We start from the raw sequence: 25,067 nt of genomic DNA, 5'->3' as shown, positions 1-25,067 counted from the left end.
AGTCATTGCCATTTTGGCAATAACGAAGCGAGGGGAGAATGAGATGTTTAATAAAAAGATAATAGCCACTTCAATTCTAGCAGCATTAAGTTCAATGTCTGCGACACATAGCAGTTATGCTGCAGAAGCAGCTGATGACGTCGAAGTGATTCAAGTGACAGGTATTCGTGGCAGTTTAATCCGTTCAATGGATCTAAAACGCGAAGCCGAAGGTGTTGTTGATGCCATTTCTGCAGAAGATATTGGTAAATTTCCGGATACTAACTTAGCGGAGTCACTGCAACGTATTACTGGTGTTTCTATTGACCGTTCTAACGGTGAAGGTAGTACTGTGACTGTGCGTGGTTTTGGCTCGGCACAAAATCTTATCACCTTAAATGGACGACAGTTACCTAATACTACAGGTAGTCGTACGTTTGATTTTGCCAATGTCGCTGCCGAAAGTGTATCCGGTGTTGAAGTTTATAAAACCTCTGATGCCAGCATTACTACTGGTGGTATTGGTGCAACGATTAATTTAAGTACTTATAAACCACTAGATGCACCCGGTCTAACAGCCAGTCTGTCAGGTAAAGCTGTAGATGATGCTTCGACAGAAACAGGTGGGGTTACTCCTGAGTTTAGCGGTTTATATTCACAAACTTTTGCTGATGATACTTTTGGTATTGCTATTTCAGGTAGTTATCAAGAACGTGAAAGTGGTATGAAACAGTTTTTAGCCGATCAAGGCTATCGTGCCAGTGACGCGAGCAACACAGGTTGGGGCGGCGTACCAGCAGGTGCTGAAGGCGGAACTAATCGTCCAACTATGGGTATTTACTCAAACCCACAACAGCCACGCTATGTCATGGAAGAACGTCAACGTGAACGTATCAATGGCCAATTAACATTACAATATCGTCCAATTGAAAACTTTACTGCGACATTGGATTACACCACCTTCAGAAATACCATTGAAGAACAGCATACTGATGCTTCAGTTTGGTTTAACTATGCCGGCGATCGCAGTGAATCAGTTTGGACGGGTGAGCCCAATGCTGTGCCATTAATTTATTCTGAAATTTATGACATCAACAGCCCTGGTGATTTAAAAGATACTTCACTAACAGTGGGTGCTTGGGGTCGTGAAGAGGTTACTGATTCAATTGGCTTAAACCTTGATTGGCAGGTAACAGAAGATTTAGTGTTAACGCTAGATCATCATAGCTCTAAAGCCAACATGAAAGCGTCGGATCCACGTCACGGTACTCGTAACAACGTGCAATTACCGTCATATACGCGTAGCCGTACCGGCCTTGATTTAACGGGCAGTTTACCGGGCATTGCTGTAGGCGATATCGAAAACTTTAACCCTAGTACCATGCGTTTATCAGGAAGTTGGTTTGCCAATGACAAATACACGTCAGAAATTGATCAAACTCAATTAGATGGTAAATACCATTTTAACAGTGATTTAAGTATTGATTTTGGTGTTTCGCTTAACACTGTGAATAACCGCTATCGTCATACTCAAGTGCAACGCCCAGATTGGGGTGGCGTCGGTGAAGAAGGTGACTTCGAGGATATTAATTGGACTGAAGATACCATCCTAGACAAATTTGATGATACAGGTACCGCTGGTGATTTTGAAGGTACTCCAACCCAAAGTGATTACGATTTATTTAATCGTATTTTCTTTGCTGACTTTGATGAGATCATCAGTGCTGCAGAATATGCCGATCCTATCGCTAATGTTGATGGTCTATATGGTGATTGTAAGGCCGCCTCTGGCGCTGCTGCAGGTCCTAATGGAGAAGGCCAATTCTGTGCTTCGACGAATTGGGATGCTGATACCAACCGCTTTACTGAAGAAGAAACCACCGCAGCATACATTCAAGCTAATTTCTTAGGTGAAATGTTTGATATGCCATATAGCGTACATGTCGGTCTACGTTATGAACAAACTGATGTAGTCTCGACAGCTTCGGCGCCGGGTTATAGCCGCGTTGAATGGAACGAAGACACATCCACCTCTATCACGGGGCAAACAGGTATTGAAACTCTAAAGCAAAGTGCTGACTACTATATTTTCTTACCAAACATTAACTTTAACTTAGATGTGACCGAAGATGTACGCGTTCGCGCAGCAGTAGGTAAAACAATTTCACGTGCGGGTTATAACTCGCTGTTAGGTGGAACGACCATTAATACGGGTGGTAATTTAAGTGGGTACTCTGGCAGTTCAGGGAATCCTGGCTTAGAACCATTAGAGTCAATTAACTATGACTTGTCTGCAGAGTGGTATTACGATGCGGGTAGTTATGCTTCTTTGGGTTATTTCAGAAAGGACGTGTCTAACTGGATTAGCTATGGCTCTAAACAGTCTAATATTTTCAATCTATCTAACCCTTTGAGTGGTGATAAATTTAATGCGGCAGTGGCAGCTTTAGGTGCTAACGCATCAAATGAGCAAATTCGTACTTATATTTTTGAAAATTATGCAGATGATCCAAACGTAACACCAAATTTTGATGATGATGGCTTGTTAGATGGCGGTACGATTGCTGGCGACCCATTAACAGATGATGAAGTCGTATTTGACTTAAATGTGCCTATTAATGGTGACACAGAACATACCATCGATGGCATTGAGTTTAATGTACAACACTTATTTGGTGAAACGGGTTTCGGCGGTATTGTAAACTACACCATGGTAGATTCAGATTTACAATATGATGATAGTTCACTTGAAGATACTGAAGCATTAGTGGGCTTAAGTGATACTGCAAACTTAGTGTTATTTTACGATAACTACGGTGTGCAGGCGCGTATTGCTTATAACTGGCGTGATGAGTTCTTGTCAGATAAACGCGTTAATGGCGATTTAACCACGCCTATCTACACTGAAGAATATTATCAAATTGACTTCAGTATCAGTTATGACATTCCAGCAGTTGAAGGACTTACCGTCTTTGCTGAAGGGATAAACATTACTGAAGAAGTGGTTCGTAAGCATGGTCGTCAAAGCCAATTAGTGTTTGAAACAACACAAACAGGTGCGCGATATGGATTAGGGGTTCGCTATACGTTCTAGAAGCGAGCTGTAAATGATAGCGGCTGCCCCCAGTCGCTATCACCCTTATTTACTTGTGTTTGTGGTGAGCTATGAATAATAAAATCACAGAAGTTGTTATTGTTGGCGGTGGTACAGCAGGCTGGTTAACAGCAGGGATCCTTGCTGCACAGTTCAAAAAAAAGTCACTAGCGATTAATATCACCCTAGTTGAATCCGCTGATATTGCCACGATAGGTGTGGGTGAGGGGACTTGGCCTTCAATGCGTGAAACCCTGAAACATATCGGGATTCGCGAGTCAGATTTTTTAACTCATTGTGATGCCAGCTTTAAGCAAGCGTCGAAGTTTGTACATTGGAACAATCCAACGACGAGTCATAGTTTTTACTACCATCCATTCACACAACCTGTAGCGGCTGATTTTCAGCAGAGAACCGACGTTGCAGTCACTAACCACTCTGCTTGTCATTGCGATGGTGCAGCCAGTTTCGCTCAATTATTCTGTTATCAATCAAGTCTTTGCCAGCTTAATCTAGCCCCTAAATTAACCCATACAGCAGATTACGACTATATCGGTAATTATGGTTATCATCTTGATGCGGGTAAATTTGCATTATTATTAAAAAATCATTGTATTGATACACTTAACATCAAACATATCAGCGCTAACGTCATAGGACTTAATGCGGATGCAACAGACTTTATTACCTGTTTACAGACGGATTCTTTAACGTCGCCGCTTGTTAATGGTGACTTATTTATCGATTGCAGTGGTCAACAGGGCTTATTGATAAAACAGCATTATAAAATTCCGTTTATTTGTAAAAAATCTATCTTGTTTAACGACCGTGCCGTTGCGGCTCAGGTGCCTTATTCATCGAAAAACCATCCCATTAATTCAAGTACCCTTGCCACAGCGCAGGCTGCTGGTTGGATTTGGGATATTGGATTGCAATCTCGCCGTGGGGTTGGCTATGTGTATTCCAGTGAGTTTATATCAGATGAAGAAGCCAAGATTGCGTTAACGCAATACATTGGTGGTGAAGTCGACAGCGTAAGCGTTAAACACCTTAGCTTCAATCCTGGCCATTTAAGCAAATTTTGGCATAACAACTGTGTTGCTATCGGCATGTCAGCTGGCTTTATAGAGCCGCTAGAAGCGTCAGCTTTAGCCTTAGTCGAACAATCAGCGATGTTTATTGCTGAGCAGTTTCCGCATCATGTGCAAGTATTGCCTCTTATTGAAGAGCGTTTTAATCAACGAATGCTCAACCATTGGCAACAAATAATTGATTTTTTAAAGCTGCACTATGTTTTATCAAATAGAAAAGACAGTGAGTATTGGCGTAAACATAAAGATGACACCACAACGCCAACTTCTTTACTGAAGTTATTGGCGCTTTGGCAGCATCAAGCCCCGAGTAAATACGATATTACCCAAGCTTACCCGCTTTTTCCTGCTGCCAGTTATCAATACGTGTATTACGGCATGAAGCAACATGAGCTGAGTGACCAACTCGATTTAAGTCAATACTCGGCGCAAATACAGAAGGTCGCTCAGCAGCAACAACAATTAAAACAAGTCGCTATTTGTAATCGAAGTTTACTTAACAGTATTCAGCAAAGCATTATTCAAACAAGCAGAATCAAAGATCTCACTATAGAAAAAAGCCCCATTCATAACCGCGCCGACGATCATCATGACAAGGCTCAATTAGCATAGTGGTATTAATAAAACCCAAAAGGAACGCATCTATGGCTACTCACGCATTATTAAATAACGTTGAACATAAAAATATAAAAATTATTACCGAACGTTCAGCTAAGTATGGCGATGACCAGTGGTTTTCACCGACTTTTGTCGCTGAATTTAAAACGGTTCAGGCTCATTACCCGATTATGTTTCAAAAAAATGCTGACACAGGCGAGTTTACGCCAGTCACCCTGTTTGGGTTTAAAAATAATGAAAACTTATTCTTAAATGAAGGTAAGTGGGATGCCAGTTATATCCCGCTTTCAATGCAAAGATTGCCATTTTACATTGGCACTCAGCATTCGGTAATGAACGGGGTATCTGAGCCACAAAGAGTCATTACCTTAGATATGGACTCACCTAGAGTCAATGATGAGCAGGGCGTTGAACTGTTTTTACCTTTTGGTGGCAATAGTGAATATTTGGAGAATATGGCCAATATACTTGAGGAGTTACATCAAGGGCTCAATGCGAATGCATTATTTGTTGCTGCACTCACTCATTTTGATTTACTTGAAGCGGTGACTATCGACGTGACGTTAAATAATGACAGTCAGCATCAGTTAATTGGTTTTTATACTATCAATGAAGATAAGCTAGCCAGTTTGGCGGCTGATAAAGTGATTAAATTACATCAATCAGGGTATCTTGAAGCCATTTACATGATTATTGCTTCTCAGGCGCATATGAGAAAACTGGTTGAACGTAAAAACAGTCAACTGACCCATTAATGGGATTTTGATGATAAATACTTTATCAGTAAATTTGTTTATTTATTATCATTAATTCGATACCGTATCATGGCTATATATCTTTTAAACAAGCATGCAGGCTACTGAAATGAATAAAAAAATAACAAACGTAGTTATAGCTGGCGGTGGTACTGCTGGTTGGATGGCTGCTGCCGCTTTTGCTAAGTTATTAGGCAAGAATATTAATGTCACTTTAGTTGAATCTGATTTAATTCCTACCGTAGGTGTCGGTGAAGCAACCATACCGACCTTACACATTTTTCATGATTTATTAAAAATCAACGAAGCTGAATTTATGGCTGCGACGAATGCCACGTTTAAATTAGGTATTTCTTTTGAAAACTGGCGTGATGTTAATCAAGACTATATGCATTCATTTGGTTACATAGGCCAAAGTTGCTGGGCTGCAGGATTTCAACATTTTTGGTTAAAAGGTGTTAAGCAAGGGGTTGCCAGTGACATAGGCGATTACTGCCCTGAACACGTGGCAAGTCGTGTAGGTAAATTTGCAGTGCTAGCTAATCATGATAGAAATCATGCGTTTCATACCGATGCAGGACTTTACGCCCGCTTTCTACGTCAGTTTTCTGAAAAGTATGGCGCTAAACGCATTGAAGGAACGATTTCAAAAGTAAATTTAAATGAACAAAATGGTTTTATTGAATCGTTAACATTAGCTGATGGTCAACAGATTGCTGGTGACTTATTTATTGATTGCACCGGTTTTAAAGGCATGCTGATAGAAGAAACACTGCATACCGGTTATGACGATTGGCGTCATTGGTTACCTTGCGATAGCGCAATTGCGGTGCAAACGAAGCAAACGAAACCACTGGTACCTTATACCCGCTCTATTGCGCATCCTTGTGGTTGGCAATGGCAAATACCGCTGAAAAATAGAATGGGTAATGGTTTAGTCTTTTGTAGTCAATATCTGTCTGATGATGACGCTAAATCATTACTGCTTGAAAATATTGAAGGGGAGCTGATCAACGAGCCTCGAGTTATCAAGTTTCGGACTGGTACTCGACGTAAGCATTGGAATAAGAATTGTGTCGCTATCGGTTTATCCAGCGGATTTATTGAACCACTTGAATCAACCAGTATTCATTTGATCCAACAAAGCATTGTTCGATTAATGCAAAACTTGCCAACAACCGCAATGGAAAGTGGCGTGGTTGACAATTTTAATCAAAAGATGCGAATTGAAATTGAGAATATTCGTGACTTTATTGTGCTTCATTATCATGTAACAGAGCGAAAAGACAGTGAGTTTTGGCGCTATTGTAAGCAAATGGATATCCCTGAAAGCTTACAAAAAAGAATAGATTTATTCAAACAAAGTGGCCAAGTGTATAAAACAGATCAAGAGTTGTTTGGTGAAGCTTCATGGCTACAAGTGATGTTAGGCCAAGGCTTGATGCCTGAGCAATATCATCCTATTGTCGATAACATGTCTGATGACGAATTGGCGCAGTTTTTAGGTACCATTAAACAAAGCATCGCTAGACGGGTAAATAGCTTGCCTAACCATGTGGATTTTATAAATAACTACTGCAAGTCTACAATCAGTTAAGGCGCTATGTTTAGTATTAATGCTGATATAAAGCCTCGTATTGAATATATCGGTAACAGTAAAATACCTATTGTTATTATTGATGATTATGTCGCGGACATCGAGGTTGTTCGTGACCAGATCATTACTGCTTGTCAGTTTATACAGGATAAACATACCCAATACCCGGGGATCAGAAGTGCCATGTCCAAAGCTGATGTGGTTGCTTACTTAAAACCACTGATGCAAGCCTTGTATTCTATTTTTAATTTGCCTAAACACCTTACGCCAAGCCCTTGTGATAACTATTACTCACTGTTGACCACAGCAGAAGCTGATTTGTCATTAATACAAACCATTCCACACTTTGATACTTATCATCCTAATCTTATTGCCTGTATTCATTACTTATCTTGTCATCAACATGGCGGTACCGCTTTTTTCCGCCATAGACGTAGTGGCTATGAATTTATTAATGAAGCCCGATTAGCAGAGTACCAAACAACACTTAATACTTTACAGCATAGTGGCTACTGCACTGAGGATCATCCAGATTTTGAATGTTATAAAGTGATCCCATATCAGCAGAATCGGTTAATTATTTTTCCTGGGCAACTACTGCATTCAAGCCTGGTAAAACCGGCGTTTGATATCAATGACGATCCCATTACCGGTAGATTGACGGCAAATTTATTCGTCAAATTTAAATAGGATAATATTACAAATGCATAAATTTTTACTCGTGGTATTTATAGCCATTGTTGGTTTTAACCATCAACACAGCCACGCGACAGGTTTCGAAACCTTAGCGGCTAAACAATTCAACGTACTATTATTTACTAAAACAGCTGGCTGGCATCATAAGTCTATTCCAGCAGGCGTCACGGCGTTTGAAAAGCTTGCAGATAAACATTATTTCAATCTGATCTGGCATGAAGAAAGTCATTACTTTAACGATGAGTACCTCAGCAATGTTGATGTAGTGATATTTCTTTCGACGACAGGTGATATTCTGTCTAATGAGCAGCAACAAGCGTTGGAACGCTATATAAAGTCGGGCAAAGGGTTTGTCGGTATTCACAGTGCATCAGATACAGAATACGACTGGCAATGGTATCAACAACTCGTTGGGCATACGTTCGTTATACACCCGGTAGTGCAAACAGCTTGGCTGTCTAAAGTGTCTAGTGAATTTCCTGGTCTAGAATCAATGCCTGAAAAGATGCTGTGGACTGACGAATGGTATGAGTTTGGTGAAGCTAAATCAACGGGACTGAATTATCTTTTGACTGTCGATGAAACCAGTTATAACCCTAACGCTGATTGGGGAACAAAAAAGGGCAATGGTATGGGAAGCTTTCATCCCATTGCTTGGTACCAGAACTATGATGGCGGCCGCTCATTTTATACATCACTAGGTCACATCAAACCTGTTTATCAAAATGACGTGTTCTTAGCTCATTTATACGGCGGAATATATTGGGCTGCAACAGGAAAAGGAATTGACACCACTATTAAGACATTAGATTAATTTGAATGAGTTGGTGTTATACCTGGGATATTAGATTTAAAGGTAAATAAACCATTGCCAGTAGTGACTAGAATGGTTTTTAAGTCTTTTCCACCAAAAGCTAAGTTAGTAATTTTAGGGGCGATATAAACGCTTTGAAGTAATTCGCCCTGTGGGTTATAAACATATAAATTACCTTCATTATGACTGGCTGCATAGATGTTTCCTGCGCAATCCACATTAATTCCATCCGGTGTATCAATGTTTATTTTGAACAACAACTCCCCAAGCTCATTGTTTTTGGTAAGTTGATGTGCAAATATTTGATGACTATAATCCCCGATATATATGATTCTATTGTCAGGAGACAAGCTAATTCCATTAGGTTTAATGAACTTTGTTGATAGTAAAGTGACTTCATTATCTTCACTGACTTTGTACACGCCAGTGAAGGGGGTTTGTTGCGGTCGCTCACTTAATTGCCAGTCTGGATCAGTAAAGAATAACTCACCAGAAGGATGTTTTATAAGGTCATTGGGAGAGTTAAACAGCGCGTCGTTATAATCATTAACGATTAAAACTCGTTCTTTGGTCGTTAGTGAAAATTTATTCACTGAACGCGTATCATGATTCATGCTGATTAACTGCTTACCATCAGACAAGAGTCCGTTGGTACCACTATTTTCAATAAACAGTTCAATACCGTCTTGCTCGCTCCAAGAATAAATAGTGGCTTCTGGCCCATTTGTTTGAGGGCTATTAAAATCCATTTCAGAGAAATAAAACGTATCTGTAAACGCTGACCAAGTTGGCCCTTCTAAGAATTTTAGCTCAGAGGTAATTAATAGGGGTGATAAGTCACTTGCAAGAGGCAGTATATTTTTAGGACAACTTTTTATTATTTCAGGAATTGTATCTTTTATATCCATACTGTGTAGCTTATCAACTGCCATGGAATGTGATGAAAAAGCGGCCAATGCTGCAAATGTAAAAAATCTTTTTATCACTATATTACTTATTGTATTCATTCTAAAAATGTCTCTATGAGTATTGTCATCAATGCAATTTCTTGAATCGGGTTGAGCAATAAAGTTAACGGCCTAGAGCAACGATGTAACACCAAGTTAACAAATATAAATTTAATGGTCAAATTGACTATTAGTTAAAAATCCTAATAAGATGGTTAACACTATTTTATACAAAGGATGTAAGAATGAGACAAATCTTAAAAACGTTATTTTTAAAACATCAGGGTTTAAAACAATTGGTGGCAGTGTTAGGTGTCACAATATTTCCGATAATGTTTTCAGCTCATAGCTCAGCAGAAGAAAAGGCAGCCTTAAATGACTCAAATAATAAAAATATTTTACAGCAACATTTTAAAAATGATTTTAAAATTGGTGTCGCTGTAAATGATGAAATAGTCTCAGGGCTTGATCCCGTTAGTGCAGAAATTATTACCAAACAGTTCAATACCATCACCATTGAAAATGCCATGAAGGCAGAAATCGTTAATCCACTTCCTGATCAATTTAATTTTACAGCAGCTGACCAATTTATTGAGTTTGGTAAAAATAACAATATGTTCGTCGTAGGGCATACGCTTGTGTGGCATAACCAAACCCCTGATTGGTTTTTTAAGCAAAACAATGGTGAACAAAACTCCCCTGAACAGCAAATTGATCGAATGGAGCAACATATTAAGCTAGTAGCAGGAAGGTATCGTGGCAAAGTGGATGCTTGGGATGTGCTAAACGAAGTCATCGGTGATGATGGCAACTATCGTCAAACCGTGTGGACTAATGTCATCGGCAATGGTGACGAAATGGCCAAAGCCGCTTTTACCTTTGCCGCCAAGTATGCACCCAATACAGAACTTTACTATAACGATTTTAATGCCTGGAAACCGGCCAAGCGTGATGGCATTGTCAAAATGATTAAAATGCTCCAACGTGAGGGCATTAAGATCGATGGAATAGGGATTCAAGCCCATTGGGGGCTCAACTTTCCTAAACGTCATCTCATCGAAGACGCTATTGATGTATACGCGGCATTGGGGCTGAAGGTGATGATAACTGAACTCGATATTGATGTGTTGCCATTTACCAAAGAAGGTCAAGTTATTGGGCAAGGGTTTATGCACCCGCAGTTTCAAGAGCAAGAATTTAAAACTTACTTAGATCCATATTCAGATCATTTACCCGCTGATATTGAAGCAAAATTATCACAACGATATACAGAGCTATTTGATATATTCAAAGCAAAACGTGAAAAAATCGACAGAGTCACATTTTGGGGATTACATGATGGAATGTCGTGGAAAAATGACTATCCAATTCCGAACCGCACCAATTATCCGCTGCTATGGGATAGAAAACACCAACCTAAGCCTGCATTCAAGGCACTGTTTAACTAGACATTCGATTTCAAGCTGAATGCTTAGCGCCGCTGATAGACATTGTTGTTATTTATTTCATACTGCCGATCTTAGTGGTTGATAAACCTTATAGCCATTTGGTACTGGCTTTAACGGCTAATGGTGATAACGACTGTAATCATTCGTTTGATGCTGAAGTTAAATCGTCAGTAAATATAAAATTATGTTACTTAAATGTTTTAATAAGCAGCTAAATAGTCTATTTTAGATTAGCTTGTTGTCCAAAAGACTATTTGGTGGTTTCTCATTATAACCTAGCAGTATAGGAATAATCATAATGAGTTATTTGGACTTGATTTACAAAATGGGGAGACCAACTGAAAACTTTACTCATCAGTTAGGCATTTCTAACCTTGGTATTAGCAGGCTATTAGTTGCAGGCTTAATTGAGAGCCTGTAATTAAAACCAATATTTATTCGGATTAGCGACTATCAGTCACTAATTAGATTCGTTTAAACGGCAACTATTAACCTTGTTTGGTCGATGTAATGCATTAATATTCGGCCAGATTACTCACAAATAGCTGGACATGGAAAGTGATGAAAATAATTAATAAATTCAATAAATCGTTAATTGCAGGTTGTGCCACGGTAGTTTTAGCGCTATCAGGCTGTAATAGTGGCCAAGGTGTCACTCAGCAAACAAAACCTGAAGCAACAGCAACATTGACTCAAGATATTATTTTAAAAAATCAATTTGCTGAAAACTTTAAAATTGGTACAGCAATCAGTAAATCTCAAGTATTGAACCCTACCGATCCTGAGCTATTGTTAGCGGCTAAACACTTCAATACCTTCACGCCTGAAAATTCAATGAAATGGGAGTCGGTGAACCCGTTACCCAATGAATATCAATTTGAAGTTGCTGATGCATTAGTAAACTTTGCTAAGAACAACAATCAACAATTGGTTGGTCATACTCTCGTTTGGCACTCGCAAACGCCTGATTGGGTGTTCGAAGATGATGCAGGAAACCCTTTAAATCGTGAGCAACTATTAAAAGTGATGGAAATACATATTAAAACTGTTGCCGGGCGTTATGCTGATCAAATATTTGCTTGGGATGTAGTCAACGAAGCACTTAATGAAGATGGCAGTTTGCGTGAATCAAAATGGCAGCAAATTATTGGTGATGACTTCATTGAACAAGCCTTTATTTATGCACACCAAGCTGCGCCTAATGCCAAACTGTATTACAACGATTACAATATGTTTAAGCCTGAAAAAAGAGCAGGTGCTATTGCGTTAATCAAGCGACTGAAACAAAAGGGCATTCAAATTGATGGTGTAGGTATGCAAGCCCATTACTCTCTTGATTACCCAGACTTCACCGAAGTTGAAGATTCAATTGTCGCGTTTGCTGCAGCAGGTGTTGATGTCATGGTCACAGAGCTTGATATTTCAGTGTTACCATTTCCTGAAAACTTAGCAGCAGGCGCCGACGTCTCATTAGATGTCGCACTGCAACAACAATATAACCCGTACGCTGCAGGTTTACCCATTGAAGTAGAACAGCAATTAGCATCACGCTATCAAAACTTGTTTGCTCTCTATAAAAAACATAGCGACAGCATAGGTCGAATTACGTTTTGGGGGGTAAGTGACAAGCAAACTTGGCGCAACGGTTGGCCAATGGCAGGACGAACTGATTATCCGTTACTCATTGATAGAGATATGAAGTTAAAAGCTTTTGTGAATTCTTTATAAGCCTTTATATAAATTACAAAACAGCCACTCTTTGAACAATCACTGAGTGGTTTTTATGATATTTAAAAGTAGTTGATGATATTTTGTAAATCTTAGGAATTTTGAACATAAAAAAACCAGCATAAGCTGGATGAATTATTATGATTTGAAATTGGTACAACCGAGTGGATTCGAACCACCGACCCCTACCATGTCAAGGTAGTGCTCTAACCAACTGAGCTACGGTTGTATTGTGTTTAGCAATCTCAAAAAAAATGGTACAACTGAGTGGATTCGAACCACCGACCCCCACCATGTCAAGGTGGTGCTCTAACCAGCTGAGCTACAGTTGTATCGTTCAACGTTGATAAAAGACTTCATCGTTGGGACGAGCGATATATTACGGGATACGCGTTTTGATGCAAGCAAAAAAATCAAAAATATGAACGAGTGGCGATTTGCTGTGCAAATTGAGTCATATAGCAGCGTAGGCGTGTTTTTTTTAAACATTATCAGCATGCTCATCTCGTTCAAATTTTATAACGACTAGTTAAAATTAACTTCTATCTTCCAATACTGCTTTGAAATTAGCATTCTTTTGAATATAAATAAGTCGTAATGCAAATAACACTGCAGCACTGGTTAAGCCCGCGATTAAGCCTATCCAAAAGCCATGTGCGCCCATCGCAGGTACAATGATATCTGTACGCGCAAGTATATAGCCAAGTGTCATGCCAATGGCCCAGTAAGACACTAAAGTAATATAAAAGGCACTCTTAGTGTCTTTATAACCGCGAAGAGCGCCAGCAGCCACAACTTGGATAGAATCAGATAATTGGTATAAAGCTGCAAGGAACATTAAGCTACCCGCTAGCGCAACGACTTCAGGGTTATTATTGTAAAGGAGGGCTATTTCAGTTTTGAACGATACAGTAATGATTGCCGTTACCACTGCTAATGAGAATGCAATGATTAGCCCTATTTTTGTCACCAGTTTTGATATTTCTAATTTATCTTGCCCTAGGTAATAACCCACTCTAATCGAAACGGCAATACCGATTGATAATGGCAACATAAATACAATAGATGAGAAGTTTAGGGCAATTTGATGGCCTGCAACAACGTTAGCACCAAGGGGGGCGAGCAATAAAGCTATAACTGCAAATAGACTGACTTCAAAAAATAAAGCCATAGCAATAGGGGTGCCATGCTTCATCATTTCCCAAATGGTTTTCCAATTTGGCTTATTTAATGTCGAAAATGGCGCTATCTCAGCAAATTTCTTGTGAAGTTGCATGTATATCATCATGGCAAATAACATAGCCCAGAACACTAATGCAGTTGCAATACCACAACCAGCACCGCCCATCGCAGGGACCCCGAAATGACCATAGATAAAGATATAGTTGGCAGGGATATTAACCGCAAGACCGACAAAGCCAATAACCATCGTCGGTAATGTATAAGAGATGCCTTCAGAGCAGCCCCGTAGTATTTGGTACAAAATAAATGCAGGTACACCCCACATAAAACCATGTAAATAGCCTGCACTTAACTCGGCTAATTCAGGTTCTAAAGCCATCATGGTAAAAATAGTTTTAGCAAATGAGAGGAACAACAACACACCAACACTGCCAATTATGGCAATATAGAATGCTTGCGACATCAAGGGTTGGATTGCTTTTGGATTATTAGCGCCGTGATGATGGGCAAACACTGGTGTAAATGCCAACAGTAGCCCTTGCACAAACAATAAAGCAGGTAACCATAAGCTGGTACCAATCGCGACTGCAGCCATATCGACAGCGCTGACTCTACCGGCCATAACAGTATCGATAAATCCCATCATTGTTTGGGTAACTTGAGCAATTAATACTGGCATTGCCAGTTGGATTAATTTTTTGGCCTGAAAGCCTGTGTTATTCATTTAAAAACCTTCAACTAAAGAGCACAAATATGTTTACTGGTATCGTACAAGCGACGTGTGATGTTATTACAATTAAAGCACAGAGTGGTTTAAAAACATTTGAAGTTAATATTCCAGGAGAGCTACAGCATGGTTTAGAAACTGGTGCGAGTGTGGCAAATAACGGTGTTTGTTTAACGGTCACAAAGCTGGTGAATAATAGAGTTTATTTTGATGTAATGGAAGAGACCTTACAGCTAACAAACTTAAATTTTATTGAACCGGGTGACAAAATCAATATTGAACGTTCTTTGACCTTCGGAAAAGAGATAGGTGGCCACATTTTGTCAGGTCATGTTCATACCATGGCAACAATTACCCACATAAGTCATACCGATGAGCATTACAATTTAACATTAACAGTACCGGCTAAATGGATGGATTATATCTTCTATAAAGGTTTTATAGGCGTCAATGGATGCAGTTTAACGGTAGGAGAGATTGATCAAGACCAGTTCAAGTTACATTTGATCCCAGAAACGCTCAAATTAACTAATTTGAGTGACTGCAAACTGGGTGACAAAATCAATATCGAAATCGATAGTCAAACTCAAGTTATAGTCGATACAGTAGAAAGAATTTTAGCTAAAAAATCATTGCTAAAATAGCCTACAAAGGCTTAGATTGATGACACATTCTAAGCCAATTAAAGCAGGTTTTTACATGTTCAACTGTTAATAGAACTGTTCATCATCAGAATCTATAAATAATTGAATGGTTCTATTTGAATCGTTTACTTGCAATCGCATATGGATTGGATTGCAGCACACTCGACAATCATCATAATACTCTTGATCTCCACAACTAGTATCAATATGAACATGTTGATTATGGCCGCAATGTGGACAACTTATTACTCGGCTGACTAAATTCATAACTTCCCCCAGTATTTAACATTAAAGCATTTGCAAAACTAAAAAACCTTTAACCGTTTAGCAGCAAGCAGGATTGAGCTTGGAATTAAGTATAGTAAACATTAGTAAAACTCGCGTAATGCCAAAGTTGTCAGTTGAGGTAGCAGCTGCATTGGCTATTAAAAGTTAATCGAGTCATCCAAGAAGTGTAAAAAGCTGTTGTGATGGTGTTTTATTCAATTTTGCGACTGAGTTAGCTTGCTTGCAAAAGGCCTTTTCACATACAATGCGTATTCATGCCACTTATGACTCAGACTCCTGTAATGTCTGATGTTCGGTGGCATTTCTTTTATATATTAATTACCAAGTGGCCCTACGTGTGGGTCACCACTGGATAAGGAAATGAAATGCCTATTATTACTTTGCCTGATGGCAGCAAACGTGAGTTTGCCGATTCTGTTTCTACTTTAGATGTCGCTGCCGACATCGGTCCTGGTTTAGCTAAAGCGTGTATTGCTGGTCGTGTGAACGGTGAACTCGTTGATGCTTGTGATTTAATTACCACAGATTCAGAACTTTCAATCATTACGGCTAAAAATGAAGAGGGTGTTGAAATCCTTCGCCATTCTTGTGCGCACTTATTAGGTCATGCTATTAAGCAAATGTGGCCTGAAACTAAAATGGCAATCGGTCCAGTTATTGATAATGGCTTTTACTACGATATCGATTTAGATCACAAGCTTACTCAAGAAGATATCGATGCGTTAGAAAAACGTATGCAAGCATTAGCTAAAACAAATTATAGCGTTGTTAAGAAAGTGGTTTCTTGGCAAGAAGCCCGTGATACGTTCGAAGCTCGTGGTGAAGAATACAAAATTGCAATCTTAGATGAAAATATCAGCAAAGATGCAACCCCAGCGCTTTACCATCACGAAGAATATATTGATATGTGTCGTGGACCTCATGTACCTAACATGAAGTTCTGTCAAAACTTTAAGTTAATGAGTGTTGCTGGTGCATACTGGCGCGGTAACTCTGACAATAAAATGCTACAACGTGTTTACGGTACTGCTTGGGCAGACAAAAAAGCTCTTAAAGTACATTTAAACCGTCTTGAAGAAGCGGCTAAACGTGACCACCGTAAAATTGGTAAACAGTTAGACCTTTATCATATGCAAGAAGAAGCGCCAGGAATGGTGTTTTGGCACAATGATGGTTGGAGCTTATATTTAGAGCTTGAGAAGTTTATTCGTCAAAAACTAGGGCAATACACTTACCAAGAAGTTAAAGGTCCATTAATGATGGATCGTAACTTGTGGGAACGCTCTGGCCATTGGGACAAATACGCTGATGCGATGTTCACAACGAACAGTGAAAACCGTGAATATGCGATTAAGCCTATGAACTGTCCGGGACACGTACAGATCTTTAACCAAGGGTTGAAGTCTTACCGTGATTTGCCATTAAAAATGGCTGAGTTTGGTTGTTGTCATCGTAACGAACCATCAGGTTCTTTACATGGCCTAATGCGCGTTCGTGGCTTTACTCAAGATGACGCACACGTATTCTGTACCGATGACCAAGTTCAAGAACAAGTCAGTGAATGTATTCAAATGGTGTATGACACATACGGTACGTTTGGATTTGAAAATATCGTCGTTAAATTATCAACTCGTCCAGAAAAACGTATTGGTGATGACGATATGTGGGATCGTGCTGAAGAAGCATTAAAGAAAGCACTTAAGGCTAATGATATCGAATTTGATATTTTACCTGGTGAAGGTGCGTTCTATGGCCCAAAAATCGAATTTACTTTGCATGATTGCTTAGATCGTGCGTGGCAATGTGGTACAGTGCAACTTGATTATGCGTTACCTTCACGTTTAGGTGCTACCTATGTTGCTGAAGATAACACTCGTCAAACACCGGTTATGATTCACAGAGCTATTTTAGGCTCACTTGAGCGCTTCCTCGGTATTCTAATTGAAGAGTATGCAGGTAAATTCCCGACATGGCTTGCACCAGTGCAAGTAATTGTTATGAACATTACTGATAAACAGTCTGATTATGTAGATGAAATTGTTAAAACTTTCAAAGAAAGTGGCATTCGAGCATCTAAAGACTTGAGGAATGAGAAAATAGGCTTTAAAATACGTGAACATACGTTAAAGCGTGTACCTTATTTATTGGTCGTTGGTGATCAAGAGATAGAAAATAAGGAAGTTGCGGTACGAACACGTGACGGTATCGATTTAGGCAAGATTAAAATCAATGATTTTATTGCCAAGATACAAAAACAAATTTCGAGCCGTAGTCTAATTTTGTTGGAGGAATAGGTCATAAAGATCAAGAGAGCAGCAGGGCGACAGCCAGCCCCTAATCGTATTAACGAAGAAATCACTGGCGTACCAGAAGTTCGTCTATCGGATATCGAAGGCGAATCTGTTGGAATCGTAAGTATTTCACAGGCTCAAGAATTAGCTGATGAAGCAGGTGTAGACCTGGTTGAAATTAGTCCTAACGCTGAGCCTCCGGTCTGTCGCATTATGGACTACGGTAAGTTCCTTTTTGATAAAGCGAAAGCTCAAAAAGAACAAAAGAAGAAGCAGAAACAGGTCCAGCTGAAGGAAATTAAATTCCGTCCTGGCACTGATGAAAACGACTATCAGGTAAAACTACGCAACCTGATTCGTTTTCTAGAAGATGGGGACAAAGCGAAAATTACGCTGCGTTTCCGTGGTCGCGAAATGGCACACCAAAGCTTAGGTATGGATCTTTTGAACCGTATCAAAGCAGATTTGGAAACATATGCTGTTGTTGAATCTTTCCCGAAAATGGAAGGTCGACAAGCAGTTATGGTCCTAGCACCTAAAAAGAAATAGTAGGGCAACCAATTAAAAAGTAGCAAAATCTTTTTTGAGGGTTTTGCTCGCCTTACGTTTTATTAATGTCCCAATGCGGAGTTTTAGCAATGCCTAAAATGAAAACAGATAAGGGTGTCCAAAAACGCTTCAGAAAAACCGCTAATGGTTTCAAGCGCAAACAGGCACACTTACGTCATATTTTGACAAAGAAGAGCACTAAGCGTAAACGTCACTTACGTGCTAAATGTTTAGTAGCTAAGTCTGATGTGCCAGCAATTGCACGTCAACTACCATACGCTTAATTAAAGGAGATATGAACAATGCCTAGAGTTAAGCGTGGTGTAACCGCTCGTGCTCGTCACAAGAAAGTACTTAAATTAGCCAAAGGTTATTACGGAGCTCGCTCTCGTACTTTCCGTGTTGCTGTTCAAGCAGTAACTAAAGCTGGTCAATATGCTTACCGTGACCGTCGTCAAAAGAAACGTCAATTCCGTCAACTTTGGATTGCACGTATCAATGCGGCATCTCGTCAAAATGGTCTTTCTTATAGCCGTTTCATTAACGGTCTTAAAAAAGCTTCGATCGAAATCGATCGTAAAATTTTGGCTGACATCGCTGTATTCGACAAAGTTGTTTTCACAATTTTAGTTGAAAAAGCAAAAGAAGCTTTAGCTAAGTAATTAGTTATTATTCTTTAAAAAAGGAACCTTAGGGTTCCTTTTTTTATATCTAAAATTTAGAATCTTGCCATTGTGTTTGACTTATTGGAAGTAGGTGTTATGAAAACCCAGTTAGCAACAGACAGATTATCAATTGCTATTATGACGCTTGATGATGCCGATTTACTTTACGCTCTAGACCAAAATCCCGATGTGATGAAATATATAAACGGCGGAAAACCTACCTCAAAATCTGATATAGAACATATTTCTATACCACGTTTGGCAAGTTATTTAACGCCATCCAAAGGGTGGGGCTTTTGGAAGGTGTTTGAAAAGCGAGAACTAGATACTGTTGATCGTCGTGATAACTTTGTTGGTTGGATATTGATTAGGCCCATGGGCTTTTTCAGTGAGACCCCTGAATTTAATAATCTTGAAATTGGTTGGCGATTCAAACAATCAGCTTGGGGGAAAGGTTATGCGACAGAAAGCGCCAAAGCAGTGATTAAATTATTGGTAGAGGAACAACCAATTATTGAACGTTTTACAGCAATAGCGGATAAGGATAATTTAGGTTCAATTAAAATTATGAAGAAAATAGGAATGGAATTTATCTGTCAGCAGTTTCATTCAGATGTTAATGGCAAAACTGAAGTTGTAATATACAGTTTGAAAGTTAACCATTAAAAAAATGAGTAATGTGCAGTAATAGTGTTAAACAAAAACTGGTCAACTGTATAAACAACAGCCTTCACCTGTGTTATTCACATCGATAAAATACAAACAAGAAAAAAGCCATCACAATAATGGATGGCTTGTCGCTACTAGCTCACTATGTGTAAACTAGTAGATTACAAAGTGACGATTCTACTTTTGTGCGTCTAAGTAACGCTCGGCATCTAACGCAGCCATACAACCTGATCCTGCTGAAGTAATAGCTTGACGATAATGTTGATCCATTACGTCACCACAAGCATAAATGCCTTCAACACTTGTCTGAGTTGCGTTACCTTGAAGGCCACTGTTGACGGTAATGTAACCGTAGTTCATATCAAGTTGACCGTCAAAAATACCGGTGTTTGGGCTATGACCAATCGCAATGAAAACGCCAGCAACCTCTAAATCTGAAATTGACTCATCTTTAGTGCTTTTCATTTTAAGACCGGTAACACCCATGTTGTCACCGACGACTTCATCAAGAGTTTGATCTAAGTGTAGGATGATATTGCCATTAGCAACTTTATCCATCAGACGGTTGATCAGGATCTTTTCTGATCGGAAAGAATCACGACGGTGGATTAAATGCACCTCAGAAGCAATATTACTTAAATAAAGCGCTTCTTCAACAGCAGTGTTACCACCACCAACTACAGCCACTTTTTGGTTACGATAAAAGAAACCATCACAGGTAGCACAGGCTGATACACCACGGCCCATAAATGCTTCTTCAGATGGAAGGCCTAAATATTTGGCAGATGCACCAGTTGCAATGATTAATGCGTCACAAGTAAACTCACCATTGTCTCCTTTTAATCGGTAAGGGCGCTGGCTAAAATCAACTTCATTAATATGATCAAAGATAATTTCAGTATCAAACTTTTCAGCATGTTCTTGCATTCTTGCCATTAATGCTGGACCGGTTAAGCCATTAGCATCGCCTGGCCAGTTTTCAACTTCAGTAGTCGTAGTCAGTTGACCACCTTGTTGCATCCCAGTGATCATGACAGGCTTCAAATTTGCACGTGCTGCGTAAACTGCAGCAGTATAACCAGCAGGGCCAGAACCTAAAATTAACAGGTTAATATGACGAGCTTGACTCATTTTTTTATTTCTCCATTACATGCTTTAAGCAATTTGCATGGATTGTAGGGAATTTACAGGGTGGGGTAAAGTAGCGATTGCTCCAAGATATAGATTGAGGCAATCGATACCGTACACAAAAGACACCAAGGACTTATCGCATTAGACTTTTACATGCTAATAACTAATATGACAACTTGGTAAGCCATTCTTTTCTAGATAGTTTTGGTGGTATTCTTCCGCCGGATGAAAGGTTTGAACCGGTACAATTTCAGTTACAATTTGTCGTAATCCCCATTTACCACTTTGAATTAGCAACAATTTAGATTGCTCTGCTAATAATTTTTGTTCTTGGCTGTGGAAAAAAATAGTGCTTCGATATTGGCTGCCAATATCACCACCTTGCATATTTAGAGTGGTTGGATTGTGGTTTTGCCAAAAAACGGTCAACAACTCTTCATAGCTAACGATATGTTCGTCAAACTCAACCTGTACCACTTCTGCATGGCCCGTTACGCCCGCTTTCACTTGCTCGTAGGTCTGAAATTTGTCATTTCCCCCCATATAACCGCATTGTGCTGCAACTACACCATTTATTTGTTTAAAAAAATATTCAACGCCCCAAAAACAGCCTGCACCAAAAGTTGCTATAGTCATACGATACCCGTAAAGAAGTCTAGATGGCTAAAAGTATATTTATTCTAATAAATAATGCAAGCAAAGATTTACACTCTGTTAAATGTTACTTAACGTTAGCTTCCCCTAAATGTGATAGAATCCGACTACCGTTTGAAACCATTCAATATTTAAAGCCGCATCAAGGAGTCAGCGTGTTTCAACAATTAATGGATGACAAAGATTTTTTAGCATTTACGTTAACTAACATTAATAACAAGGTGCCAGAACAGCGCTTTGAATTGTCAAATAAAACAACAGTTACGATTTTAGATAACGGGATTATTTGTTTTAATCCAGCTCAAGGGTCGACTAAAGACATTGTTTTATCTTGTGGCATACATGGTAACGAAACAGCACCTATTGAAATCTGTAACGAACTCATAAATAATTTATTAAAAGAAACAATCGTTACAAAACAAAGAGTCCTGTTTATAATTGGCAATCCAGATTCCATACTCAGCCAAACACGCTTTGTAGAAGAGAATATGAATCGTTTGTTCAGTGGGGCACATTCTTCCGGTTTAGGTTTATCAAATAAAGAAAGAGTTAGAGCAAAAAAATTAGAGGAATATGTAGCTAATTTTTATCTTCAAAATAATAGCTCACAACGAATACATTACGACTTACACACCGCGATAAAGCCGTCTAAACATGAGAAATTTGCGATTTATCCTTACAGGCCTGGACGTAGCTTTAGTGCTGATCAAATTATGTTTTTAGCGGGTTGTGATGTTGACACCATTTTATTCCATCATGAACCTACCACTACTTTTAGCTATTATTCATCAGAACAATTCAAAGCCGATGCATTTACAGTCGAACTGGGTAAAGTGATGCCTTTTGGCGAGAATGATATGTTAAAATTTGCCAATACTAAAAAGATGCTTTTGCAGTTGATAACTCAACAACAAGTTGAACTAGCTCCTTTTGATAAAGACAAACTTCACTTATATAAAGTGTCTCGTTCCATTAACAAGCAGTTTGATGATTTCAAATTCACCTTTGATAAGACAACGGTAAATTTTTCTGGGTTCAAGCAAAATCATGTATTAGCAACGGAAGGTGACACTGAGATTAAGGTCATTTATCCATACGAAGCTATCGTTTTTCCTAATGAAAATGTACCTGTGGGCCAACGTACAGTATTATGTTTAGTGCCAGCACCTAATGAAGACATTCAATAAGTTGTAAAGCTAAATATACATTATATATGACAGGATATTCACTAAGTGGAATGAACATTAGTTGATAGTAAGTTTACGTTAACGTAATGTTCGTTCGCATATAATAAATTACGCTTTATTTTTAAGGCTACAAATAACAAGAGCACAATATGAGCAACGCAACACTGACTAATGAAACAGTGCATCGTGTCAGCTTCTTAGACAAAGCTTCATTGCACATTCCTATTTTAAAAATTCTACAAGCTGATGGCACAACTTACGAAAATGCCGTCATGCCCGTTATTGATAAAGCCTTGGCTGAACGTATACATGATACTTGTGTTTTTACCCGAGTATTAGATGAACGTATGTTAAGTGCTCAAAGGCAAGGTCGTATTAGTTTTTATATGACTTGTACTGGCGAAGAAGCCTCTATCATTGGCAGTACTGCTGCACTTGATGACGGTGATGTCATATTGGCGCAATACCGAGAGCATGCATCACTTAGATATCGTGGTTTTACCACTGAACAATTTATGAATCAAATGTTCAGTAATGAAAAAGATTTAGGTAAAGGCAGACAGATGCCAATTCATTACGGTAGTAAAGAATTAAATTACCAGACAATTTCATCACCACTAGCGACTCAAATACCACAAGCTACCGGTGTTGCACATGCTTTTAAATTACAAGGCAAACGTAACGTTGCTATTTGTTATTTTGGCGAAGGTGCAGCATCAGAAGGTGACTTTCACGCAGGCCTAAATATGGCTGCAGTTTTAAAGTCACCAACGATCTTTTTCTGTCGTAACAATGGTTACGCGATTTCAACGCCAACTGAAGAGCAATTTGCAGGTAATGGCATTGCCAGTCGTGGTGTTGGTTATGGTATGCACACTATTCGTGTTGATGGTAACGATATGCTTGCGGTACTCGCAGCAACTCAACAAGCTCGAGCTCATGCGTTAGAACATAATGCGCCAGTACTCATCGAAGCGATGACGTACCGTTTAGGTGCACATTCATCTTCAGATGACCCATCGGGTTATCGTTCAAAAGAAGAAGAAGCTAAGTGGGAGCAACATGATCCTGTTAAGCGCTTTAAACTTTGGATGATCAATAAAGATTGGTTAAACGAAAAAGATGATGCTGCAGCTTATGAACAATACCGAGAAGAAGTACTTAATGCCGTTAAAGTGGCAGAAAAAGTGGCTTTACCGCATATCGACTTGTTAATCACAGATGTATTAGATAAACCAACACCTGCTTTAGAGAAACAATTAGCTGATTTAAAACAACATATTAAAAAATATCCTAAGTCGTATCCTAAAAGTGCAGGGAGAATTTAATCGTGGCTGAAATGAACATGTTACACGCCATTAATGATGCGTTATCAATTGCGATGACCGCGGATGAAAGAATGGTGGTATTTGGTGAAGATGTTGGACACTTTGGTGGTGTTTTTCGAGCGACATCTGGACTACAAGAAAAATTCGGCCGTGATCGTTGTTTCAATACACCGTTAACCGAGCAGGGTATTGCTGGCTTTGCTAATGGCTTAGCCTCAAATGGCATGACTGCTGTGGCAGAGATCCAATTCGCTGATTATATCTTCCCTGCATTTGACCAAATCGTTAATGAATCAGCAAAATTCAGATATCGCAGTGGTAATCAATTTGATGTTGGCGGACTGACTTTTAGAACCCCTTATGGTGGCGGTATTGCAGGCGGCCATTATCACTCGCAATCTCCAGAAGCGTACTTTACCCAAACGCCTGGTTTAAAAGTTGTCATTCCACGTAACCCAGAGCAAGCAAAAGGGCTGTTACTTGCTTCTATACGTGACCCTAATCCAATTATTTTCTTTGAGCCTAAGCGTCTTTATCGTGCTTCAGTTGGCGAAGTGCCCGCTGGCGATTATGAAATCGAGCTAGGTAAAGCAGAAGTGGTTAAATCAGGAACTGATATCACATTACTAGGTTGGGGCGCGCAAATGGAGATCCTTGAAAAAGCAGCGCTTATGGCTGAAAAAGAGGGTATTTCATCTGAAATTATCGATTTGCGCACTCTGGCACCTTGGGACATAGAAACCGTTGCTGCTTCAGTTAAGAAAACGGGTCGGTTATTAATAAACCATGAAGCGCCGTTAACAGGTGGCTTTGCTGGTGAAATTGCAGCAACAATTCAGCAGGAATGTTTCTTAAGTCTTGAATCACCCATTAGCCGAGTATGTGGTTTAGATACACCATACCCGCTTATTCTTGAAAAAGAATACATGCCAGATGAGCTTAAAACATTCGAAGCCATTAAAGCATCAGTTAATTTCTAGGAGCA

22 protein-coding genes and 2 tRNA genes are annotated in these 25,067 nt (G+C 39.3%); 17 read left to right on the top strand and 7 right to left on the bottom strand.

What is annotated here, in order from left to right:
* The first annotated feature begins 43 nt into the window (after positions 1 to 43).
* The 6 genes from Q4533_RS04705 to Q4533_RS04680 all read left to right on the top strand — a co-directional run bounded on the left by Q4533_RS04705 (position 44) and on the right by Q4533_RS04680 (position 8,644).
* Positions 44 to 3,073 carry a TonB-dependent receptor gene (locus Q4533_RS04705; RefSeq protein ID WP_303502108.1) on the top strand — a complete coding sequence of 1,010 codons (3,030 nt, stop codon included), beginning with the start codon at positions 44 to 46 and terminating at the stop codon, positions 3,071 to 3,073.
* 71 nt (positions 3,074 to 3,144) lie between these two features.
* The gene (locus tag Q4533_RS04700) at positions 3,145 to 4,776 is read left to right on the top strand and encodes a tryptophan halogenase family protein (RefSeq protein WP_303502107.1); all 1,632 of its coding nucleotides are present in this window, start codon (positions 3,145 to 3,147) and stop codon (positions 4,774 to 4,776) included.
* Positions 4,777 to 4,808: 32 nt separating this feature from the next.
* Complete coding sequence (locus Q4533_RS04695) at positions 4,809 to 5,537, top strand: SapC family protein (RefSeq protein ID WP_102435441.1); 729 nt, start codon at positions 4,809 to 4,811, stop codon at positions 5,535 to 5,537.
* A 109-nt stretch (positions 5,538 to 5,646) separates the two neighbouring features.
* Positions 5,647 to 7,134 carry a tryptophan halogenase family protein gene (locus tag Q4533_RS04690; RefSeq protein ID WP_303502105.1) on the top strand — a complete coding sequence of 496 codons (1,488 nt, stop codon included), beginning with the start codon at positions 5,647 to 5,649 and terminating at the stop codon, positions 7,132 to 7,134.
* A 6-nt stretch (positions 7,135 to 7,140) separates the two neighbouring features.
* On the top strand, positions 7,141 to 7,824 hold the full coding sequence (locus Q4533_RS04685; RefSeq protein ID WP_303502103.1) for a DUF6445 family protein: 684 nt from the start codon (positions 7,141 to 7,143) through the stop codon (positions 7,822 to 7,824).
* A gap of 13 nt (positions 7,825 to 7,837) precedes the next feature.
* Positions 7,838 to 8,644: a ThuA domain-containing protein gene (locus Q4533_RS04680; protein WP_303502101.1), complete on the top strand. Its 807-nt coding sequence runs from the start codon at positions 7,838 to 7,840 to the stop codon at positions 8,642 to 8,644.
* Here the strand turns inward: Q4533_RS04680 and Q4533_RS04675 are convergent.
* Positions 8,641 to 9,651 (bottom strand): SMP-30/gluconolactonase/LRE family protein, encoded by a 1,011-nt coding sequence (locus Q4533_RS04675; RefSeq protein ID WP_303502099.1) that lies wholly within the window; start codon positions 9,649 to 9,651, stop codon positions 8,641 to 8,643. The two genes, Q4533_RS04680 and Q4533_RS04675, sit on opposite strands and share 4 nt — an antisense overlap.
* A gap of 185 nt (positions 9,652 to 9,836) precedes the next feature.
* On the opposite strand from Q4533_RS04675, the gene Q4533_RS04670 reads away from it, so the two are divergent.
* The gene (locus Q4533_RS04670) at positions 9,837 to 11,039 is read left to right on the top strand and encodes an endo-1,4-beta-xylanase (RefSeq protein ID WP_303502098.1); all 1,203 of its coding nucleotides are present in this window, start codon (positions 9,837 to 9,839) and stop codon (positions 11,037 to 11,039) included.
* A 561-nt stretch (positions 11,040 to 11,600) separates the two neighbouring features.
* Positions 11,601 to 12,767 (top strand): endo-1,4-beta-xylanase, encoded by a 1,167-nt coding sequence (locus tag Q4533_RS04665; RefSeq protein WP_303502096.1) that lies wholly within the window; start codon positions 11,601 to 11,603, stop codon positions 12,765 to 12,767.
* A 152-nt stretch (positions 12,768 to 12,919) separates the two neighbouring features.
* On the opposite strand, the gene Q4533_RS04660 is transcribed toward Q4533_RS04665, so the two are convergent.
* From Q4533_RS04660 to Q4533_RS04650, 3 genes are all read right to left on the bottom strand, one after another.
* A tRNA-Val gene (locus tag Q4533_RS04660) sits at positions 12,920 to 12,996 on the bottom strand.
* A 26-nt stretch (positions 12,997 to 13,022) separates the two neighbouring features.
* Positions 13,023 to 13,099 (bottom strand) — tRNA-Val (locus Q4533_RS04655).
* Between the two features lie 203 nt (positions 13,100 to 13,302).
* Positions 13,303 to 14,673: an MATE family efflux transporter gene (locus Q4533_RS04650; RefSeq protein ID WP_102435429.1), complete on the bottom strand. Its 1,371-nt coding sequence runs from the start codon at positions 14,671 to 14,673 to the stop codon at positions 13,303 to 13,305.
* A 29-nt stretch (positions 14,674 to 14,702) separates the two neighbouring features.
* On the opposite strand from Q4533_RS04650, the gene Q4533_RS04645 reads away from it, so the two are divergent.
* Positions 14,703 to 15,320, top strand: coding sequence for a riboflavin synthase subunit alpha (locus tag Q4533_RS04645; protein WP_102519543.1), 618 nt, complete (start codon positions 14,703 to 14,705; stop codon positions 15,318 to 15,320).
* 66 nt (positions 15,321 to 15,386) lie between these two features.
* Here the strand turns inward: Q4533_RS04645 and Q4533_RS04640 are convergent, their stop codons facing one another.
* Positions 15,387 to 15,587 carry a CPXCG motif-containing cysteine-rich protein gene (locus tag Q4533_RS04640; RefSeq protein ID WP_102435425.1) on the bottom strand — a complete coding sequence of 67 codons (201 nt, stop codon included), beginning with the start codon at positions 15,585 to 15,587 and terminating at the stop codon, positions 15,387 to 15,389.
* Positions 15,588 to 15,973: 386 nt separating this feature from the next.
* Between Q4533_RS04640 and thrS the strand changes: the two genes are divergently transcribed.
* From thrS to Q4533_RS04615, 5 genes are all read left to right on the top strand, one after another.
* Positions 15,974 to 17,902, top strand: coding sequence for a threonine--tRNA ligase (thrS, locus tag Q4533_RS04635; RefSeq protein ID WP_102435423.1), 1,929 nt, complete (start codon positions 15,974 to 15,976; stop codon positions 17,900 to 17,902).
* A gap of 3 nt (positions 17,903 to 17,905) precedes the next feature.
* On the top strand, positions 17,906 to 18,448 hold the full coding sequence (gene infC, locus Q4533_RS04630) for a translation initiation factor IF-3 (protein WP_076540890.1): 543 nt from the start codon (positions 17,906 to 17,908) through the stop codon (positions 18,446 to 18,448).
* Positions 18,449 to 18,537: 89 nt separating this feature from the next.
* Complete coding sequence (rpmI, locus tag Q4533_RS04625) at positions 18,538 to 18,732, top strand: 50S ribosomal protein L35 (protein WP_055023949.1); 195 nt, start codon at positions 18,538 to 18,540, stop codon at positions 18,730 to 18,732.
* A gap of 18 nt (positions 18,733 to 18,750) precedes the next feature.
* Positions 18,751 to 19,110, top strand: a complete 360-nt coding sequence (gene rplT, locus Q4533_RS04620; RefSeq protein ID WP_076540889.1) for a 50S ribosomal protein L20 — start codon at positions 18,751 to 18,753, stop codon at positions 19,108 to 19,110.
* 99 nt (positions 19,111 to 19,209) lie between these two features.
* Positions 19,210 to 19,779 (top strand): GNAT family N-acetyltransferase, encoded by a 570-nt coding sequence (locus tag Q4533_RS04615; protein ID WP_102435421.1) that lies wholly within the window; start codon positions 19,210 to 19,212, stop codon positions 19,777 to 19,779.
* A 180-nt stretch (positions 19,780 to 19,959) separates the two neighbouring features.
* Here Q4533_RS04615 and trxB read toward each other — a convergent pair whose 3' ends face one another.
* Positions 19,960 to 20,913 (bottom strand): thioredoxin-disulfide reductase, encoded by a 954-nt coding sequence (trxB, locus tag Q4533_RS04610; protein ID WP_102435419.1) that lies wholly within the window; start codon positions 20,911 to 20,913, stop codon positions 19,960 to 19,962.
* 156 nt (positions 20,914 to 21,069) lie between these two features.
* Positions 21,070 to 21,549, bottom strand: a complete 480-nt coding sequence (gene msrA / locus Q4533_RS04605; protein WP_102435417.1) for a peptide-methionine (S)-S-oxide reductase MsrA — start codon at positions 21,547 to 21,549, stop codon at positions 21,070 to 21,072.
* A gap of 173 nt (positions 21,550 to 21,722) precedes the next feature.
* Here msrA and astE point away from each other — a divergent pair, with 173 nt between their 5' ends.
* From astE to Q4533_RS04590, 3 genes are all read left to right on the top strand, one after another.
* The gene (gene astE, locus Q4533_RS04600; protein WP_303502156.1) at positions 21,723 to 22,754 is read left to right on the top strand and encodes a succinylglutamate desuccinylase; all 1,032 of its coding nucleotides are present in this window, start codon (positions 21,723 to 21,725) and stop codon (positions 22,752 to 22,754) included.
* 149 nt (positions 22,755 to 22,903) lie between these two features.
* Positions 22,904 to 24,082 carry a thiamine pyrophosphate-dependent dehydrogenase E1 component subunit alpha gene (locus Q4533_RS04595; protein WP_102435415.1) on the top strand — a complete coding sequence of 393 codons (1,179 nt, stop codon included), beginning with the start codon at positions 22,904 to 22,906 and terminating at the stop codon, positions 24,080 to 24,082.
* 2 nt (positions 24,083 to 24,084) lie between these two features.
* Positions 24,085 to 25,062, top strand: coding sequence for an alpha-ketoacid dehydrogenase subunit beta (locus Q4533_RS04590; protein WP_102435413.1), 978 nt, complete (start codon positions 24,085 to 24,087; stop codon positions 25,060 to 25,062).
* Positions 25,063 to 25,067: the final 5 nt, after the last annotated feature.

The organism is Shewanella sp. 6_MG-2023 (assembly GCF_030547195.1).
In the GTDB taxonomy this organism is placed as follows: domain Bacteria; phylum Pseudomonadota; class Gammaproteobacteria; order Enterobacterales; family Shewanellaceae; genus Shewanella.
The sequence above is the reverse complement of the archived record's forward strand: the minus strand, read 5'-3'. Positions and strand labels throughout refer to the sequence as shown.

Coding starts and splice junctions, on each gene's coding strand:
- msrA (WP_102435417.1), bottom strand. CDS start 21,549: ATGACTATAGCAACTTTTGGTGCAGGCTGTTTTTGGGGCGTTGAATAT.
- Q4533_RS04670 (WP_303502098.1), top strand. CDS start 9,837: ATGAGACAAATCTTAAAAACGTTATTTTTAAAACATCAGGGTTTAAAA.
- rplT (WP_076540889.1), top strand. CDS start 18,751: ATGCCTAGAGTTAAGCGTGGTGTAACCGCTCGTGCTCGTCACAAGAAA.
- Q4533_RS04685 (WP_303502103.1), top strand. CDS start 7,141: ATGTTTAGTATTAATGCTGATATAAAGCCTCGTATTGAATATATCGGT.
- Q4533_RS04645 (WP_102519543.1), top strand. CDS start 14,703: ATGTTTACTGGTATCGTACAAGCGACGTGTGATGTTATTACAATTAAA.
- Q4533_RS04700 (WP_303502107.1), top strand. CDS start 3,145: ATGAATAATAAAATCACAGAAGTTGTTATTGTTGGCGGTGGTACAGCA.
- Q4533_RS04650 (WP_102435429.1), bottom strand. CDS start 14,673: ATGAATAACACAGGCTTTCAGGCCAAAAAATTAATCCAACTGGCAATG.
- Q4533_RS04595 (WP_102435415.1), top strand. CDS start 22,904: ATGAGCAACGCAACACTGACTAATGAAACAGTGCATCGTGTCAGCTTC.
- trxB (WP_102435419.1), bottom strand. CDS start 20,913: ATGAGTCAAGCTCGTCATATTAACCTGTTAATTTTAGGTTCTGGCCCT.
- Q4533_RS04615 (WP_102435421.1), top strand. CDS start 19,210: ATGAAAACCCAGTTAGCAACAGACAGATTATCAATTGCTATTATGACG.
- Q4533_RS04680 (WP_303502101.1), top strand. CDS start 7,838: ATGCATAAATTTTTACTCGTGGTATTTATAGCCATTGTTGGTTTTAAC.
- Q4533_RS04695 (WP_102435441.1), top strand. CDS start 4,809: ATGGCTACTCACGCATTATTAAATAACGTTGAACATAAAAATATAAAA.
- Q4533_RS04640 (WP_102435425.1), bottom strand. CDS start 15,587: ATGAATTTAGTCAGCCGAGTAATAAGTTGTCCACATTGCGGCCATAAT.
- thrS (WP_102435423.1), top strand. CDS start 15,974: ATGCCTATTATTACTTTGCCTGATGGCAGCAAACGTGAGTTTGCCGAT.
- Q4533_RS04705 (WP_303502108.1), top strand. CDS start 44: ATGTTTAATAAAAAGATAATAGCCACTTCAATTCTAGCAGCATTAAGT.
- rpmI (WP_055023949.1), top strand. CDS start 18,538: ATGCCTAAAATGAAAACAGATAAGGGTGTCCAAAAACGCTTCAGAAAA.
- Q4533_RS04665 (WP_303502096.1), top strand. CDS start 11,601: ATGAAAATAATTAATAAATTCAATAAATCGTTAATTGCAGGTTGTGCC.
- Q4533_RS04675 (WP_303502099.1), bottom strand. CDS start 9,651: ATGAATACAATAAGTAATATAGTGATAAAAAGATTTTTTACATTTGCA.
- Q4533_RS04690 (WP_303502105.1), top strand. CDS start 5,647: ATGAATAAAAAAATAACAAACGTAGTTATAGCTGGCGGTGGTACTGCT.